Source organism: Arthrobacter sp. CJL-S3 (assembly GCF_056711635.1).
In genome coordinates this window covers 270,784-286,560 of sequence record NZ_CM160046.1, presented here as the reverse complement: position 1 = coordinate 286,560, position 15,777 = coordinate 270,784, and the positions used below count along the sequence as shown (strand labels likewise).

General features: G+C 67.8%; 9 protein-coding genes and 1 pseudogene. 5 read left to right on the top strand and 5 right to left on the bottom strand.

Annotated elements, in window-relative coordinates; all coding sequences use genetic code 11:
* Window positions 1–19: 19 nt before the first annotated feature.
* Complete coding sequence (locus AC06G6_RS01360; protein WP_479825640.1) at window positions 20–2,146, top strand: heavy metal translocating P-type ATPase; 2,127 nt, start codon at window positions 20–22, stop codon at window positions 2,144–2,146.
* 16 nt (window positions 2,147–2,162) lie between these two features.
* Window positions 2,163–2,798: a class I SAM-dependent methyltransferase gene (locus AC06G6_RS01355; RefSeq protein ID WP_479825638.1), complete on the top strand. Its 636-nt coding sequence runs from the start codon at window positions 2,163–2,165 to the stop codon at window positions 2,796–2,798.
* A 140-nt stretch (window positions 2,799–2,938) separates the two neighbouring features.
* Here AC06G6_RS01355 and AC06G6_RS01350 read toward each other — a convergent pair whose 3' ends face one another.
* Window positions 2,939–3,691 carry a C2 family cysteine protease gene (locus AC06G6_RS01350; RefSeq protein WP_479825636.1) on the bottom strand — a complete coding sequence of 251 codons (753 nt, stop codon included), beginning with the start codon at window positions 3,689–3,691 and terminating at the stop codon, window positions 2,939–2,941.
* A gap of 346 nt (window positions 3,692–4,037) precedes the next feature.
* Here AC06G6_RS01350 and AC06G6_RS01345 point away from each other — a divergent pair, with 346 nt between their 5' ends.
* The gene (locus tag AC06G6_RS01345; protein WP_479825634.1) at window positions 4,038–7,055 is read left to right on the top strand and encodes a glycoside hydrolase family 2 TIM barrel-domain containing protein; all 3,018 of its coding nucleotides are present in this window, start codon (window positions 4,038–4,040) and stop codon (window positions 7,053–7,055) included.
* Window positions 7,056–7,347: 292 nt separating this feature from the next.
* Here the strand turns inward: AC06G6_RS01345 and AC06G6_RS01340 are convergent, their stop codons facing one another.
* Window positions 7,348–8,535, bottom strand: coding sequence for a fatty acid desaturase family protein (locus AC06G6_RS01340; RefSeq protein WP_479825632.1), 1,188 nt, complete (start codon window positions 8,533–8,535; stop codon window positions 7,348–7,350).
* Between the two features lie 11 nt (window positions 8,536–8,546).
* Window positions 8,547–9,621 (bottom strand): annotated as a pseudogene (locus AC06G6_RS01335) (ferredoxin reductase).
* Between the two features lie 97 nt (window positions 9,622–9,718).
* Here AC06G6_RS01335 and AC06G6_RS01330 point away from each other — a divergent pair.
* Window positions 9,719–10,921, top strand: a complete 1,203-nt coding sequence (locus tag AC06G6_RS01330) for a PucR family transcriptional regulator (RefSeq protein WP_479825630.1) — start codon at window positions 9,719–9,721, stop codon at window positions 10,919–10,921.
* A 110-nt stretch (window positions 10,922–11,031) separates the two neighbouring features.
* Here the strand turns inward: AC06G6_RS01330 and AC06G6_RS01325 are convergent, their stop codons facing one another.
* Both AC06G6_RS01325 and AC06G6_RS01320 read right to left on the bottom strand, forming a co-directional pair.
* Complete coding sequence (locus AC06G6_RS01325) at window positions 11,032–12,453, bottom strand: protein kinase domain-containing protein (protein WP_479825628.1); 1,422 nt, start codon at window positions 12,451–12,453, stop codon at window positions 11,032–11,034.
* Window positions 12,454–12,633: 180 nt separating this feature from the next.
* Window positions 12,634–14,247 (bottom strand): peptide chain release factor 3, encoded by a 1,614-nt coding sequence (locus AC06G6_RS01320; protein ID WP_479825626.1) that lies wholly within the window; start codon window positions 14,245–14,247, stop codon window positions 12,634–12,636.
* A gap of 448 nt (window positions 14,248–14,695) precedes the next feature.
* Here AC06G6_RS01320 and disA point away from each other — a divergent pair, with 448 nt between their 5' ends.
* Window positions 14,696–15,772, top strand: coding sequence for a DNA integrity scanning diadenylate cyclase DisA (disA, locus tag AC06G6_RS01315; RefSeq protein WP_307457848.1), 1,077 nt, complete (start codon window positions 14,696–14,698; stop codon window positions 15,770–15,772).
* Window positions 15,773–15,777 lie beyond the last annotated feature (5 nt).

The following is a 15,777-nucleotide window of genomic DNA, read 5'->3' as shown; positions in this document are numbered from 1 at the left end:
TCCCCTAGGAGCGCGCATCATGGAACACCGGCACAGCAGCCAGGCCGTCGGCGGCCGGCAAGTCAGCCACCCGCAGGCGGGACACAGCACCCACCAGCCCCACGGGGCAATGTCCCAGAACGGCCCCCGGCAGGACGACGAGCACATGGTCCACAGCCACGGCCAACATGCCGGGCACAGCGTGGCGATGTTCAAGAACAGGTTCTGGGTGACCCTGGCCCTGGCTGTGCCCGTGGTCTTTTTCAGCCCCATGTTCGGGCATCTGCTCGGCTACCAGGCGCCTGTGTTCCCCGGCTCCGCCTGGATTCCGCCGGTGCTGGGAACTGTCATCTTCTTCTACGGCGGCCAGCCGTTCCTCAAGGGCGGCCTGAATGAGCTGAAAAGACGCAAACCGGGGATGATGCTGCTGATCGCCATGGCCATCACCGTCGCCTTCACGGCCTCGTGGGTCACCACCCTGGGGATCGGCGGCTTCGACCTCGACTTCTGGTGGGAACTGGCCCTGCTTGTGGACATCATGCTGCTGGGGCACTGGATCGAAATGCGCGCCCTCGGCTCGGCCCAGGGCGCCCTGGATGCCCTCGCGGCGCTGCTGCCGGACGAGGCGGAACGCCTCACCGAGTCCGGGACCGAAACCGTCAGGGTGTCCGAACTCCGGAGCGGCGACACCATCCTGGTCCGTTCCGGCGCCCGGATGCCGGCGGACGGAACCGTGATCGAGGGGCAGGCCGAATTCGACGAATCGATGATCACCGGCGAGTCCAAGACCGTCCTCCGTTCCCCCGGCGACCCCGTGGTCGCGGGAACCATCGCCACCGACAACAGCCTGCGCGTCCGGGTGACAGCCATCGGCGACGACACGGCCCTCGCCGGCATCCAGCGGCTCGTGGCCGAGGCCCAGGCCTCCTCCTCGCGGGCCCAGGCCCTCGCCGACCGCGCCGCCGCCTTCCTGTTCTACTTCGCCGCCGGGGCGGGCGTCATCACCTTTATCGCCTGGACCCTGCTGGGCAGCATGCCCGACGCCGTGGAACGCACCGTGACGGTGCTGGTGATCGCCTGCCCGCATGCCCTGGGCCTCGCCATCCCGCTGGTCATCGCGATCTCCACGGAACGGGCCGCCCGGGCCGGGGTGCTGATCAAGAACCGGATGGCCCTCGAGCGGATGCGGACGGTCGACGTCGTGCTGTTCGACAAAACGGGGACCCTGACCAAGGGCGAGCCGGAGCTCAAGGACATTGCCGCCGCCGACGGGAGCGACCGGGACGCCGTGCTCACACTGGCCGCCGCGGCGGAGTCCGACAGCGAACACCCCCTGGCCCGCGCGATCGTGGCGGCCACCCGCGAGCGCGGGCTCCCGGTCCCGCAGGCGGGCGGTTTCACTTCCCTGACCGGCCGCGGCGTCCGCGCGACGGTTGACGGCAGGACGGTCCTGGTGGGCGGCCCGGCCCTGCTCCGGGAAGTGGGCGCGGAGGAACCCCCTGCGCTGGCCGCCACCACCGCTGCCTGGCGGGACCGGGGCGCGGCGGTGCTCCACGTGGTGGACGGCAACACCGTCCTGGGCGCCGTGAGCCTTGAGGACGCTGTTCGCCCGGAATCCCGCCAGGCGGTCGCGGCCCTGCAACACCGCGGAATCAAGGTCGCCATGATCACCGGCGACGCCCGACAGGTGGCCCAGGCCGTGGCCGCCGAGCTGAACATCGACGAGGTCTTCGCCGAGGTCCTCCCGGCCGACAAGGACAAGAAAGTCGCCGAACTCCAGTCCCGCGGCCTCAGGGTGGCCATGGTGGGCGACGGCGTGAACGACTCCCCCGCCCTGGCCCGGGCCGAGGTGGGAATCGCGATCGGCGGCGGGACCGACGTCGCGGTGGAGTCCGCCGGTGTGGTGCTGGCCGGGAACGACCCCCGGGCGGTGCTGTCCATGGTGGACCTGTCCCGGGCCAGCTACCGGAAGATGTGGCAGAACCTCGTCTGGGCCACGGGCTACAACATCATTGCGGTGCCGCTGGCCGCCGGCGTCCTGGCCTTCGCCGGGGTGGTCCTCTCGCCGGCCGCCGGCGCGGTGCTGATGTCCGCGTCCACGATTGTGGTGGCCCTCAACGCCCAGCTGCTTCGGCGGCTGAAACTCAATCCGGCCAAAGTCGGCTAACCGGACAGTGGCCCCCATGCCGGAGACCAACCCCCGCTATCCGCCCTTCGGGCGATCCTTCGCCCGCGCGGGGCCGCGGATGGACGCCCGCGGGGCCGCGGACCACCGCCGCCGCCTGGTGGAGGCCGCGCACGGCGCCGTCGTCGAAATCGGGGCAGGTTACGGGGCCACCTTCCCGTTCTACCCTGCCGAGGTGACGGGCGTGCTGGCGCTCGAACCGGACCCCACACTCCGGGAGCTGGCCCGGGCCGCCGCGGCCCGTGCACCGGTGCCGGTCACCGTGGTGGACGGGGTGGCGGAGTCGCTGCCGGCGGCGGACGCCTCGGTCGACGTCGTGGTCTCCAGCCTGGTGCTGTGCAGCGTGGCGGACCAGTCCGTTGCCCTGGCGGAGGTGGTGCGGGTCCTGCGGCCGGGCGGCCTGCTGCTGTTCTATGAGCATGTCCGTTCGGAGCACCGCCTACTGGCGGCCGCCGAAGACTTGGTCACGCCGCTGTGGAGCCGGGTGGCGGGCGGGTGTCATCCGAACCGGGACACCGCCGCCTCGATCGCCGGCGCCGGCCTGACGGTGCGGGGTGTGGAGCGCTTCGGCTTCTCGGTCCTCCCCGGCAACCCGCGGCTGGCCCACGTGCTGGGTGTGGCCTGCAAACCCTGAGTGCCCGTGACGCCTTCCGTGTATTCGCCGCAGGCCCCGCTGCATTGAAGCTCTGAAAAAGAGCGATCGGGACCGCCGGTCCCGTGATGGCGGTGGCTAGGAGCCGCCGCCGGGGCCGCCGACGTTCGTTCAACGGATGTTCAAGGATATGTCGGTATCGCGATGTACTGGTTGATGTTCGTGGACTGGAAGGTCGCGAACTTCAGCGTGGACTGACCGCCCTGCGGATTTCCGACCACTACGGTTTGGTTGGAGGAGTTGACGCCCAGCAGGGCGTAGGAATGATTGGACACCAGCTTGCCGTCAGCGTTGGAGGTCCCCAGCGTTACGAGGCCGTTTGTGAAATCCTGCTGCATCTGGTCAAAGCTCACCCCCGTCATGGGACCTCCGGGGTTGCGGTCGACGCCCACCTTGCCGGTGATGGCATAGAGGGCATTATGCACGTCGTGATCCTGTGCATTACTGAGATCGGTGCCTTCAATACCTTTATAGCTGTTGCCGTTCACGGCCGCCCACCCTTTCTCGATAATCGCCGCCCAAGAAACGTTCTTGCCCCCGATATTTTCGATGCCATTTTGGAGGGGTTCGCCGTCGCTATACGGAAGATCACCATTGACCGTCGCCTTCACCGGGTTGGGTACGCCGTCATACTTGCTATGAAATGAAACCGTGTAAGTGCCGTTGCCGTTGTCGTGAACCATATTCTCTACAGTGTTGGGCTCTCGCGCGGCTACGGTCAGCAGGGCTGCCAGGAAATAGCAGTCTCCGGTGTCGCCTTGCTTGATGTTCGTCAGGTCGCCAGCAATATTTGGTTTACCGGCACTATCCAGCGCAAACAGGACCTGATGCGGCACCCGCCGGTACTTCGCGCCGTTCACCGAAGGATTGCTCACTGGAGGCGCGGACGCAGCGGGCGGAGCTGGAGCCCCGGACGCAGCGGGCGGAGTAGTCGCTGGAGCCTCGGACGTCACCTGGGCCGATGGCGGGGACAGAAATGCCGTGACCTCCGGCGCCGGTGCCGCGTCACACGAGGATAGGACCAACAGCAAGGCGGCCGCCACTCCAAACTTCCGGAGTTTTTCTCCCATGGCGGGATCTTACCGGCATCCACTCGCGTCCTGAAGTGTTGACAAAGAGCTGAGACCTCGGAGCAAAAAGGTCCCTTGGAGAGATAGGTTAGCGGTCACGAACTCTCCGTAGCGCTCTCAGTGCGGCCCCAAACACCCAGCAAGGAATTCCATGTCAGCCCAGTCACCCTTCGTACCGGCCGGCACCCCGGCGAACGCCACGCACTCCAAGGGCCGACCCTTGGACATTGGCATTAACGACGTCGACGGTTTGGCCTCCTTGGAACCGGCCCGCGGCACCCTGCCTGCCCGTGCCTATCTCCTCAGCGATGCACCCAGGAAGACCCTCAACGGTGAATGGCGGTTCCGTCTCAGCCCCGGTATCCGGCAGGCGCCGCGGGACGGCTGGCAGCTCGGCGCCAACCTCGACGGATTCACCAGCCTGCCTGTCCCCTCCAGCTGGCCGATGCACGGGCACGGCGCTCCGGCCTACACCAATGTCCAGTTTCCCTTTGCCGTGGAGCCGCCCCACGTGCCGGACGCCAACCCCATCGGTGACCATGTAGTGGAATTCCTAGCCGACGCCGAATTCTTCCCGCACGCCGTCCTGCGGTTCGATGGCATCGAATCCGCGGCGACGGTGTGGCTCAACGGCACGGAATTGGGTACTACGCGGGGCAGCCGGCTCGCGCACGAGTTCGACGTTACCGGTGTCGTGAAAGACGGCACCAACGTGCTGGCCGTCCGAGTGGCCCAGTTCTCCGCCGCGAGCTACGTGGAGGACCAGGACATGTGGTGGCTGCCGGGAATCTTCCGGGACGTCACCCTGCAGGCCAGACCGGAACAGGGAATCGATGACGTGTTTATGCACGCCGACTACGACCACCGGAGCGGCGAAGGCATCCTCCGCGTCGAGGCGAGCAAGGCCGGTGAAGCGATTGACGCTGTTATCCGCGTCCCGGAACTCAACCTGGAACTGACTGCCGGCAGCGAACACCGGGTCCCGGCCGTCTCGCCCTGGTCGGCGGAACTGCCCGTGCTGTATGAAGCGACGGTCAGTGCGCCGGGCGAAACCGTGACGCTGCAGCTGGGGTTCCGGAGCCTTTCCATTGAGGACGCCCAGTTCAAAGTCAACGGCCAGCGGGTCCTGCTGCGCGGCGTCAACCGCCATGAGCACCACCCCCGGCTGGGCCGCGTGGTGCCACGGGACGTTGTGGAGGCGGAGCTGCGGCTGATGAAGCAGCACAACATCAACGCGATCCGCACATCGCATTACCCGCCGCACCCGGACGTCCTGACGCTTGCGGACCAGCTGGGCTTCTATGTTGTGCTCGAGTGCGATCTGGAGACCCATGGTTTCGAGAGCGCAGGCTGGAACCAGAACCCCAGTGACGACCCATTGTGGGAGCCGGCGTTGACGGACAGGATGCGCCGGACTGTGGAGCGGGACAAGAACCACGCCTCCGTGGTGATGTGGTCCCTGGGCAACGAAGCGGGCACGGGCCGGAACCTGGCGGCGATGTCCCGGTGGGCCAAGGACCGGGACCCGTCCCGGCCCATCCATTATGAGGGTGACTGGAGCTGCGCCTATGTGGATGTCTATTCGCGGATGTACGCAAGCCAGGCGGAAACGGAGCTGATCGGTCAAGGGATCGAGGAACCGCTAGATAGTCCTGAGCTGGACGCCCGCCGCCGCGCCATGCCGTTCGTCCTGTGCGAGTACGTCCACGCCATGGGCAACGGACCCGGCGGCATGTCCGAATACCAAGAACTCTTTGACCGGTATCCCCGGCTGATGGGCGGCTTTGTGTGGGAGTGGCTGGAGCACGGCATCACCGTCACGGGTGCGGAGGGCCGGGAGCACTTCGCGTACGGCGGCGATTTTGGCGAGGAAATTCACGACGGCAACTTCGTTACGGACGGCCTGGTTGACGCGGACCGGACCCCGCGGCCCGGCCTGCTGGACTTCAAGAAGGTCATCGAACCCCTGCGCATCAGCGTGGCGGAGGACTGGTCCGGGTTCACTGTACGGAACGGCTTCGACTTCGCGGACACGTCAGCGCTTAGCTTCCGGTACGCCGTCGACGCCGGCGGTCAGCTGCTTTCCGACGGTGTTGTGGACGTCGAGCCGCTGGCACCCCGTGCGGAAAAGTTCGTGGAACTTCCTCCAGAGCTGGCGGCGCTGGCCGGCGGAAGTCCATCCGTCCTCACCGTCAAAGCCGTCCTGGCCCTGAACACCGACTGGGCTGAGGCCGGCCACGAACTTGCCTGGGGCCAATCAGCCCATGACGTCACGGCGCCTGCGCAGCCGCGTTCCCTCGAGCCGGTGGGCGTTTCCCCCGCCGAACTCCGGCTGGGCCCGGTGGTGTTCGACCGAACCTCCGGTTTGCCCATTTCCTTTGGAACCGTCCCGGTGAACGGCTTTCGCCTGACGCTGTGGTGGGCACCCACGGACAATGACCTGGGCAGCGAATGGACCGGGCCGAACCGCCGGCCGCTGGCCAGCCAATGGAGCGCGGCGGGGCTCAACCGGCTGCACTCACGCTTGCTCGGCATCTCCGCGGAGCCGGAACCGGGCGGCGGGGAAGTCCTGACTGTCCGGACCCGCGTGGCCGCGGCGGACAAACAGTACGGCGTACTGGTGGACTACTCGTGGAGCAGCGACGGGGACAAGGTGGTCCTCCGGACGAGGGTCCATCCAGACGGGGACTGGACCAATGCGGGATACGTCGTCGAGTGGGCGCGGATCGGACTCGAGCTCGTGCTGGAGTCCGGGGCCAAAACCGTGAGTTGGCTCGGCCAAGGTCCGCACCAGAGCTACCCCGACACCGGCCAGGGCACCAAGGCTGGCTGGTTCACGTTGCCGTTGGACGGCATGGATGTTGACTATGTGCGACCGCAGGAGTCAGGGGCGCGTTCCGGTGTGCGCGCCGCTTCTGTGGCGCTCGACGCCGGGACGCTGGACATTGCCGGCGCCCCCTTCGCCCTGACGGTCAGGCCTTACAGCCTGGATGTCCTGAACGCCGCGAACCATCGCACGGATCTGGTTGCGGACGGCCGCACCTACATCTACATTGACCACGCACGCCGGGGCGTGGGGACGGCGGCCTGCGGACCCGGGGTCCTGGAGCCGTACCGGCTGAAGCCCCAGGATGCCGACTTCACTCTCGTGCTCGAAGTTCGCAGCTAGGCGGCCAGGGGGCCCGGTCGCGGCGCATCGCCGGCTGACCCACGTCCTGGGGAGGCCAGCAAGCCCTGCCCGGCCGCCGCGGCGACGCTCCCGCCCGGTTACTTCAGCTGGCCTGCCCTCAGCGGCGCGGATTTCCGCGGATCTTCACGGCCGAGCGGGGCGTGGCAGGGCCGGTAACTGGGCGAGAGCGTCGGACCACCGGCCGCGTTCCCGCCCGGGCACGCGAAAGGGGCGCCTGCCGCGATGGCAGACGCCCCTTTCGTCAATCAGTCAAGCCACTAAGCCCCGGCGTTTAGGCCTTTTTGGGCGGCAGTGCCAGCTTGAAGACCTTGGCCCAGGTGGAGCCGACCTGCTTCCAGATCGGGCCCGTGGTGTACGGCAGGCCGTAGCGCCTGCAGATTTCCTGCACCTTCGGCGCCACCTCCGCGTAGCGGTTGGACGGGATGTCCGGGAAGAGGTGGTGCTCGATCTGGTGCGAGAGGTTGCCGGTCATCAGGTGCATGAACTTGGAACCGGAGATGTTGGCGGAGCCGATCATCTGCCGCACGTACCAGTCCCCGCGGGTCTCCCCTTCGACCATTTCCTCGGTGAAGGTGTCCGTCCCGTCGGGGAAGTGGCCGCAGAAGATCACCGCGTGCGCCCAGACGTTGCGGACGGCGTTCGCGGTCAGGGTGCCGTAGAGCGCCTGCTTGCCGGAACCGGTGAGCATGGCGACGGCGGGAGTGGCGGCGTAGTCCTTGGTGAACTGCGTGAGCGCCTTGCGTCCCAGGGCCTTGAGGTCCTTGGTGAGGGCCTCCTTGGACTTCTTGCCCTTCTTGAAGTCCTCCAGCTCGAGGTCGTAGATGGCGATGCCCCATTCGAAGACCGGGGCCAGCAGCGCGTTGTAGAGCGGGTTGCCCAGGTTGAAGGGCTTCCACTCCTGGTCCGGGTCCATCCGCAACAGGTTGTATCCGACGTCGTTGTCCTTGCCGATGACGTTGGTCCAGCGGTGGTGCAGATCGTTGTGGGTGTGCTGCCAGGCCCGCGCCGGGGTGACGAAGTCCCATTCCCAGGTGGTGGAGTGGATGTCCGGGTCCCGCATCCAGTCCCACTGGCCGTGCAGGATGTTGTGTCCGAGCTCCATGTTTTCCAAGATCTTGGCGAAGCTGAGCAGGGTGGTTCCGGCAACCCAGGCCGCCTTGTGCTTGCTGACCAGCAGCGTGGCGCGCCCGGAAATCTCCAGTCCGCGCTGGATCTTGATCATGCGGCGGATGTAGGCGGCGTCGGACGCTCCGCGCTTGGCGAGGATGTCGTCCTTGATGGCGTCGAGCTCACGGCCCAGCTCGGCGATCTGCTCGTCGGAGAGATGCGCGGCGGCCGGGGGCCGGAGTGTCGGGCTGCCCGTCTCAGCCAGGGCGCCGGGCCGCGTCTTCACGGCTGCGGGCGCCTTGGGCTGGGGAGCGTCCTCGGAAAGGTCAGGCTTGTCGGAAACAATCGTCATGCTGGTACTCCTCAGAGGTCGAGGTTAACGGGTCCGGCGGCTGCCGAAACACACGTCTGGATTAGTTGGCCGGGCTCGCCATGGACTTCGTCCGTGCGCAGGTCACGAACCTGGCCGGCCCGGAGGGGGATAAGGCAGCTGTGGCAGATGCCCATGCGGCAGCCGCTGGGCATCAGGATGCCCGGCGTCCTCGCCGACGTCGAGCAGCGGGGTGTCGCCGTCGGCTTCGACTTCGCGGTCCGAAGACTCGAAGGTGACCAGACCGCCGTCGTGCCCTGCGCCGCCGGCCAGCTTGGTGCTGAAGCGTTCGATCGTGAGGGTGGCCTCCGAGGCGGGCTCCGCCGTTGCGGTCTCCGCCTCCCACAGGGCCTCGGCGTCGTCCAGGAAACCTTCCGGTCCGCAGGCGTACGCGGCGCGCTGGCGCCAGTCCGGGCACAGCTCTTCCAGTCCGGCAACGGAGCTGAAGTCAATCCGCCCGCGTTCCCCGGTGAACCAGTGGATGACGCGGAAGTTGGGAAACTGGTCCGCGAGCTCGGCCAGTTCCTCGCGGAAGATGGCGTCCTCGGGGGTCCGGGCGGTGTGGATGAGCACGACGTCGGAGTCCGGGCGGTGCGGGACGAGCGTGCGGATCATCGACATGACCGGGGTGATGCCGCTCCCGGCGGTGAGCATCAGCAGCGGGCGCGGGTGCTCCGGAAGGACGAAGTCGCCCTGCGGCGGGGCCAGGAAGAGCACGTCGCCCGGCCGGGTGTTGCGCACGAGCGTCCCGGAGACGGCCCCCATATCACTGACAGTGATGGCCGGGTCCTGCCCGGCGGGGGCGCTGAGCGAGTAGGACCGCCAGTGGCGGACACCGTCGAGCTCGACGCCTATACGGGCCCACTGGCCGGCAAGGTGTGCTTGCCAGCCGCGGCCGGGACGGAAGAAAATGGTGGCGGAGTCGGCCGTTTCTGGAACCACCCTCGTTACCACGCCGCGCAGTTGGCGGGCGGAAAACACAGGATTGAACAGCGCCAGAATGTCTTCTGGAGCTAGTGGGGTGGTCAGTAGAGATGCGGCGCGCGCCAGCTTACGGAGCCGGATCATTCATCAATCTTATGTCAGATAGGGTCATAGTTCTTCACCCAAGGCATACGATCGACGTAAAGAAACTATCTCCCCGCAACAACTTTGGAACAGCCTCATGAACGCTTCCCCGACGGCGGGCCCGGCCGCCCCCGCCTACGACCCTCCGTGGCTCGCCCTGCCGCGCGAGGTCAGCGACGTGCTCCGGCCGATGATGCCGGGCATTGTCGAGGCCATCATCGACGCCGTGCCGCAGCTCGTGCCGGCCTACGCCCGGCCGATCGAAGGCCGCTTCGGGCGGGGGCTGCGCCGCGGCGTGGCAGCGGCACTCGAGCGCTTCCTGCAGCTCCCGGGCACCCGGCTGCCCGCCCTCTCGGAGGAAAGCAGGCAACTCGTGGCCGGGCTGGGGAGCGGCGAATTCCGGCAGGGCCGGAGCATGGATGCGCTGCTGAGCGCGTACCGGACGGGGGCCCGCGTGACCTTCCGCGAGATGTCCCGGGTGTCCGTGGAGCATCACCTTGGCCAGACCGTGGTGGTGGACCTGGGCGAATCGATCCTGGCCTACATCGACGAGCTGTCCGCGGTCAGCGCCGAGGCGTACGCCTTCGAACAGTCCGAACGGGCCGGCGCGGTGGACCGCCGGCGCACCGAACTGCTCGATCTGCTCCTGCTGGGCCAGGCCGATGAGGCGGCCCTGCGCCAGACGGCCGCCATGGCGGACTGGTCCCTGCCGCAGCGGATGGTGGTGGTGACCCTGCCGGTGAACCGGTCCGCCGGGCTGCGGATCCGGCTGGGCGCGGGAACGCTGATCATCGAACGCGAGACCGACGCCGTCGCCCTGGTTCCGGCGCGGCAGTCCCAGGCCGCGCGGGCGGACCTGGAAAAGGCGCTGCGCGGCCGCGGGGCGGCCGTCGGGCCGGCCGGAGGGTGGGAAAAGGTCCCGGATTCGCTGCGGCTGGCGGTGCTGGCAGCCTCCGTGCTGCCGCCGCGGGACGGCCCTGATGATCCGCCGATCTGGGCCGACGAGCATCTGGCCGAGGTGATTCTCGGGGCGGAGCCCTCTGCGATCGCGGAGCTCGCCAACCGCCGTCTCGCGCCACTGGAGGGGCTGCGCCCGGCCCAGCGCGAGCGGCTGGCGGAGACGCTGCTGTCCTGGCTGCGGCACTGGGGCCAGCGCGCCCCGGTCGCGGCAGAGCTGGGCATCCATCCGCAGACCGTGGGTTACCGGGCGGCACAGCTGCGCGAGCTGTTCGGGGACACGCTGGAGGATCCGAAGGCACGGTTCGAACTGGAACTGGCGCTCCACGCCGGCAGGCGTTGAACAGCGCAGGCGTTGAACAGCGCAGGCGTTAAACAGCGCAGGCGTTGAACAGCGCGGGCGTAAGACAGCGCAGGCGTTGAATACTGCGGCAGCCGTCGCCCCGCCGTCGGCTACGCCTGGAGCGTGAGCGCTTCCCGGCTCTGCAGCCGCAGCTCAAGGTCGTTCATCACGATCGCGGCAAGGTCCTGCAGCGCCCGGGTGTCCTCGGCACTGAACTCCCGCGGTTCCCGGTCCAGGATGCAGAAGGTGCCCAGGTTGTGGCCGTCCGGGGTACGCAGCGGAACCCCGGCGTAAAACTGCAGGCCGAATTCGCCGGCCACCAGCGGGTTGGCGAGGGTGCGGGGATCCCTGGCGGCGTCCTTGATGACCCAGGTGTCATCCTGCAGGATCGCGGAGGCGCACAGCCCCGGGTCGCGGCCGATCTGCGTGACCTCGGTTCCGTGGTGGGCCTTGAACCAGACCCGGTCATGGTCCACCACGCTGACGATCGCCACGGGGACCGAAAACATCCGGGCCGCGAGGCCCGCTATCCGGTCGAAGGCGCCGTCCGCGGGCGTGTCCAGGATCCGGTAGCGCTCGACCGCGCGCATCCGGCCTTCCTCGTCCGAGGGCGCCGGCGCCGGGTCCATGCGGTGGCGCGCGGCGCTGTTGATGACTTCCTGGCGCAGGGCCAGCGATACTTCCCGGGCCTGCGGGCGCTGCGCCGGGTCGCGGGCCAGCATGGAGGACAGCAGCGCTACCCACATGGGGGCGAGCTCCTCGGGGATCTTCGGGTCGTTGAGCAGCCGCGCGACGGCGGACTGGATGGGAGCGCCGGGGTACACCATTTTTCCGGTCAGCCCCTCGAGCAGCACCAGGCCGAGCGAATACACGTCGCTGAGCGGGCCGACCGGTTCGCCGGCCGCCTGCTCGGGGCTGAGGTAGGCCGGCGTCCCGGAGGTCCCGCCTTCGTCCGAGATCGGGCCGCTGCGGGTGAAGACGGCGACGCCGAAATCGGTGAGTTTGGCCCGCGGGCGCCTGTCCTGGTTGCTGTAGTCCACGAGCAGGATGTTCGCGGGCTTGACGTCCCGGTGCACGATGCCGTGGTGGTGGATGTAGGAAAGCCCGTCCGCGAGGTCATAGCCGATGTGGGCCATGTGCACCGCCGAGAGCGGACCCTGGGCCCCGCGGTGGCGCAGGTCCTGCCCGCGCACAAGCTCCATCACCAGGTAGGTGAGCCGGTCGCTCGGGTCGCTCAGGTCGGCGCCTGCGTCGAAGAGCGTCACGAGGGCGTGGTGGCTCATTCCGGCCAGGATGCGGATTTCCTCGCCCTGACGGCGGGTCTGCTCCAGATCGTCCGCGTCGTTGCGGAAGAGCTTGACGGCCACCTCGCGCTGCAGGAGTTCGTCGTGGGCCCGGAACACGGTGGACTGGCTGCCGCGGCCGATAAGGTCTTCAATCCGGTACCGGCCGCTCAGCAGGTACCCGGATTCCATGCGCCGCTTCGGCGTGGCCGGCGTGGCGCGTGCCGGTTGTGAAATGAGCTCAGTCAAGTGGTGTTCGTTGTCCCTTATAGCGGGGTCCGCCGGTGGCGCCGGCGGATCAGTCCAAAACCGGCATTCGAGAAATCCGGCGCCCGCATAATTAGCAAGGTTACTTATGATACCGCGGTTTCCTGATTCAGGAAGACCTGCGGGCCACCAATTTTCACCGCCCGCAGGCGGCCCCGGCAGCTACTTGGCGGGGTTGTGGGTGCCGATCGGCAGCAGCGTCAGGTCGGGGTGGTTCTTCTCGATCCGGCGCAGGGCCCACACATCATTGAACAGCGCGAGGTACTCGCCGTCGGAGCGCAGCAGCACCTCGGCGCCGGGCACGTTGGCCAGCGCGGGCATGGCGTCCGCCGTCGAGATCCTGGCGATGGAGTACGGCAGGCGCTCGAGGCGCATCGGCGCGCTGAAGTCGTGGGCCATGCGGTCCTCCACCACTTCGAACTGCATGGGGCCGACGGCGGCCAGCACCGGGGCCTGGTCGCCGCGGACGTCCGAGCGGAGCACCTGGATGACGCCCTCGTGCTCGAGCTGCTCGATGCCGCGGCGGAACTGCTTGAAACGGCTGGGGTCCTTGGAGCGGGCCACCTGGAAATGCTCCGGCGCGAACAGCGGAATGGCCGGGAACTCCACCGGCTCCTCCAGGAACAGGCTGTCGCCCACCCGCAGCGAGGAGGCGTTGACGAGTCCCACAACGTCCCCGGGGAAGGCTTCGTCAATGACCTCGCGTTCCCGGCCGAAGACCTGCTGGGCGTACTTGGTGGCGAAAGACTTGCCGGTCCGGCCCTGGGTCACCACCATGCCGCGTTCGAATTTGCCGGAGCAGACCCGGATAAAGGCGACATGGTCGCGGTGGGCCTTGTTCATCCCGGCCTGGACCTTGAAGACGAAGCCTGAGAAGGGCCCATCGACGGGCCGCGCGGCGCCTTCGACGTCGGGCCGCGGGGCAGCCGGCGGGGCGAAATCCACGAGAGCGTCGAGGATTTCCTTTACGCCGAAGTTCAACGCGGCGGAGCTGAAGAGGATCGGGGTCGCCTTGCCGGCGTGGAAGGCGTCGACGTCGAACTCGAGGTTGGACTCGATAACAAGCCCGGCCTCGTCGACGGCGTTGGACCAGTCATCGCCCTGGCTTACCGCGGCCTGCTCCGGGGTGAAGTATTCGGTGAGGGCGATGTTGGCGCCGGCGTTGTTGCGCTTGAACTGCGCGAAGCGGTCATTGCGCAGGTCCCAGACGCCGCGGAAATCACCCGAAATGCCAACGGCCCAGGTCAGCGGCATCGGCTGCAGGCCGGTGCGCTCGGTGATCTCGTCCATAAGGGCCAGTGCGTCCAGGCCCGGCCGGTCCCACTTGTTGATCACGGTGATGATGGGCAGGTTGCGCTGCTTGCAGACCTCGAAGAGCTTCATGGTCTGGGTTTCCAGGCCCTTGGCGGCGTCCACAAGCATCACGGCGCAGTCGACGGCGGCCAGCACCCGGTAGGTGTCCTCGGAGAAGTCCGCGTGGCCGGGGGTGTCCAGCAGGTTGATCACGGTGTCCCGGTAGCCGAACTGCAGGGCCGCGGAGCTGATCGAGATGCCGCGGTCCTTTTCCATCTGCATCCAGTCCGAAACCGTGTCCTTGCGGTTGGACTTGCCGCTGGAGGCACCGGCAGTGCCGATCACCTTCGCGTGCAGGGCGAGCGCCTCGGTCAGCGTGGACTTGCCGGCGTCAGGGTGGGAAATGACCGCAAAAGTCCGACGCCGGGCCGCCTGCTTGTGAATCTCCTGGACTCGGGCGGGGCTAAGGACTTCTTGGGACACGGTGCTACTTTCGCTGCGGCGTTGAATGGTTGCGCTCCCGGGTTGGCGGGAATCCGGCTGGCCCGGTGGGATCGCGTGTTGTTCTGCGTGGCTGTGCGGGACTGCTGTGGAGGATTGCTGGGGCGCGGCGCCGGGTAGCCGACGGAACACCCAAGGATTCCAGTTTATCGCAGCCCGCGCCGCCGCCGCGAAGCGGGCGGAATGGCGGCGCGAGGCCAGAGCGCGGCAGCCCGAAAAGTACTCACCCGGGCGTCCGCCCGCGGGGCCGTTCCGGAGGCGCCCCGGCGGACGCCTCAATGGCCCACTTTGGGGCTTGTCCGTGCGGAAGTTGACCCGCTTTACCTCTATTATGGGGAGAGCGGGGAACCTAGTACTTTTGATCCTGCCGGCAATCACTGGAAACCGGCGCACTTGCGGGCCGAGGCCTGCACCTTTGAAGGGAACGTCTATGGCTCGGAGCCCTGAAGATTCACTCAAGGCGACCCTGGGCCGGGTGGCACCGGGCACCGCTCTCCGCGACGGCCTGGAGCGCATCCTCCGCGGACGGACCGGCGCCCTGATCGTCCTCGGCATCGACCGGACCATCGAATCCATCTGTTCCGGCGGCTTCGACATCGGCATCGACTTCTCCCCCACCCGGCTGCGGGAACTGGCCAAAATGGACGGCGCCATCATCTGCGACAAGGACGCCAGCAACATCCTGCGTGCGGCCGTCCAGCTGGTCCCGGATTCCAGCATCGAGACCCAGGAGTCCGGCACCCGGCACCGGACCGCGGAGCGCGTCGCCATCCAGACGGGCGTTCCGGTCATCTCGGTCAGCCAGTCCATGCAGATCATCGCCCTCTACGTCAACGGGCTGCGGCACGTCCTGGAGGGCTCGGAGAAGGTCCTGGCCCGCGCCAACCAGGCGCTGGCAACCCTGGAACGCTACCGTTCGCGCCTGGACCAGGTGACCAGCTCCCTCTCGGCGCTGGAAATCGAGGCCATGGTGACGGTCCGCGACGTCGCCGTCACCCTGCAGCGCCAGGAGATGGTCCGCCGGATTTCCGAGGAAATCTCGCAGTACGTGCTCGAACTCGGCGAGGACGGGCGGCTGCTCTCGCTCCAGCTCGACGAACTGACCGTGGGCCGGGGCCCCGGAAGCGACGTCATCATCCGCGATTACTCGGGTCCCGACGCGACCGCCGACGACATCGACAAGGCCGTGAAGGCACTCGTGAGCCTGGGCCCCACCGAGCTGATCGACCTGGGCAAGATCGCCGGGATCGTGGGCTTCGCCGGCGGCGAGGCCAACCTTGACGCCGTCGTCCAGCCGCGCGGCTACCGGCTGCTGTCCGGGCTGAAGGCCGTGCCGAAGGCCGTCGCGGACCGCCTCGTGGACCACTTCGGCGGTCTGCAGTTCCTGATGGCGGCCACGATCGATGACCTCATGACCGTGGACGGCATCGGCGACCAGCGCGCCCGGACAGTCCGAGAGGGCCTGAGCCGGATGGCCGAGGCAAGCCTGCTGGACCGCTTCCTCTAACCCCC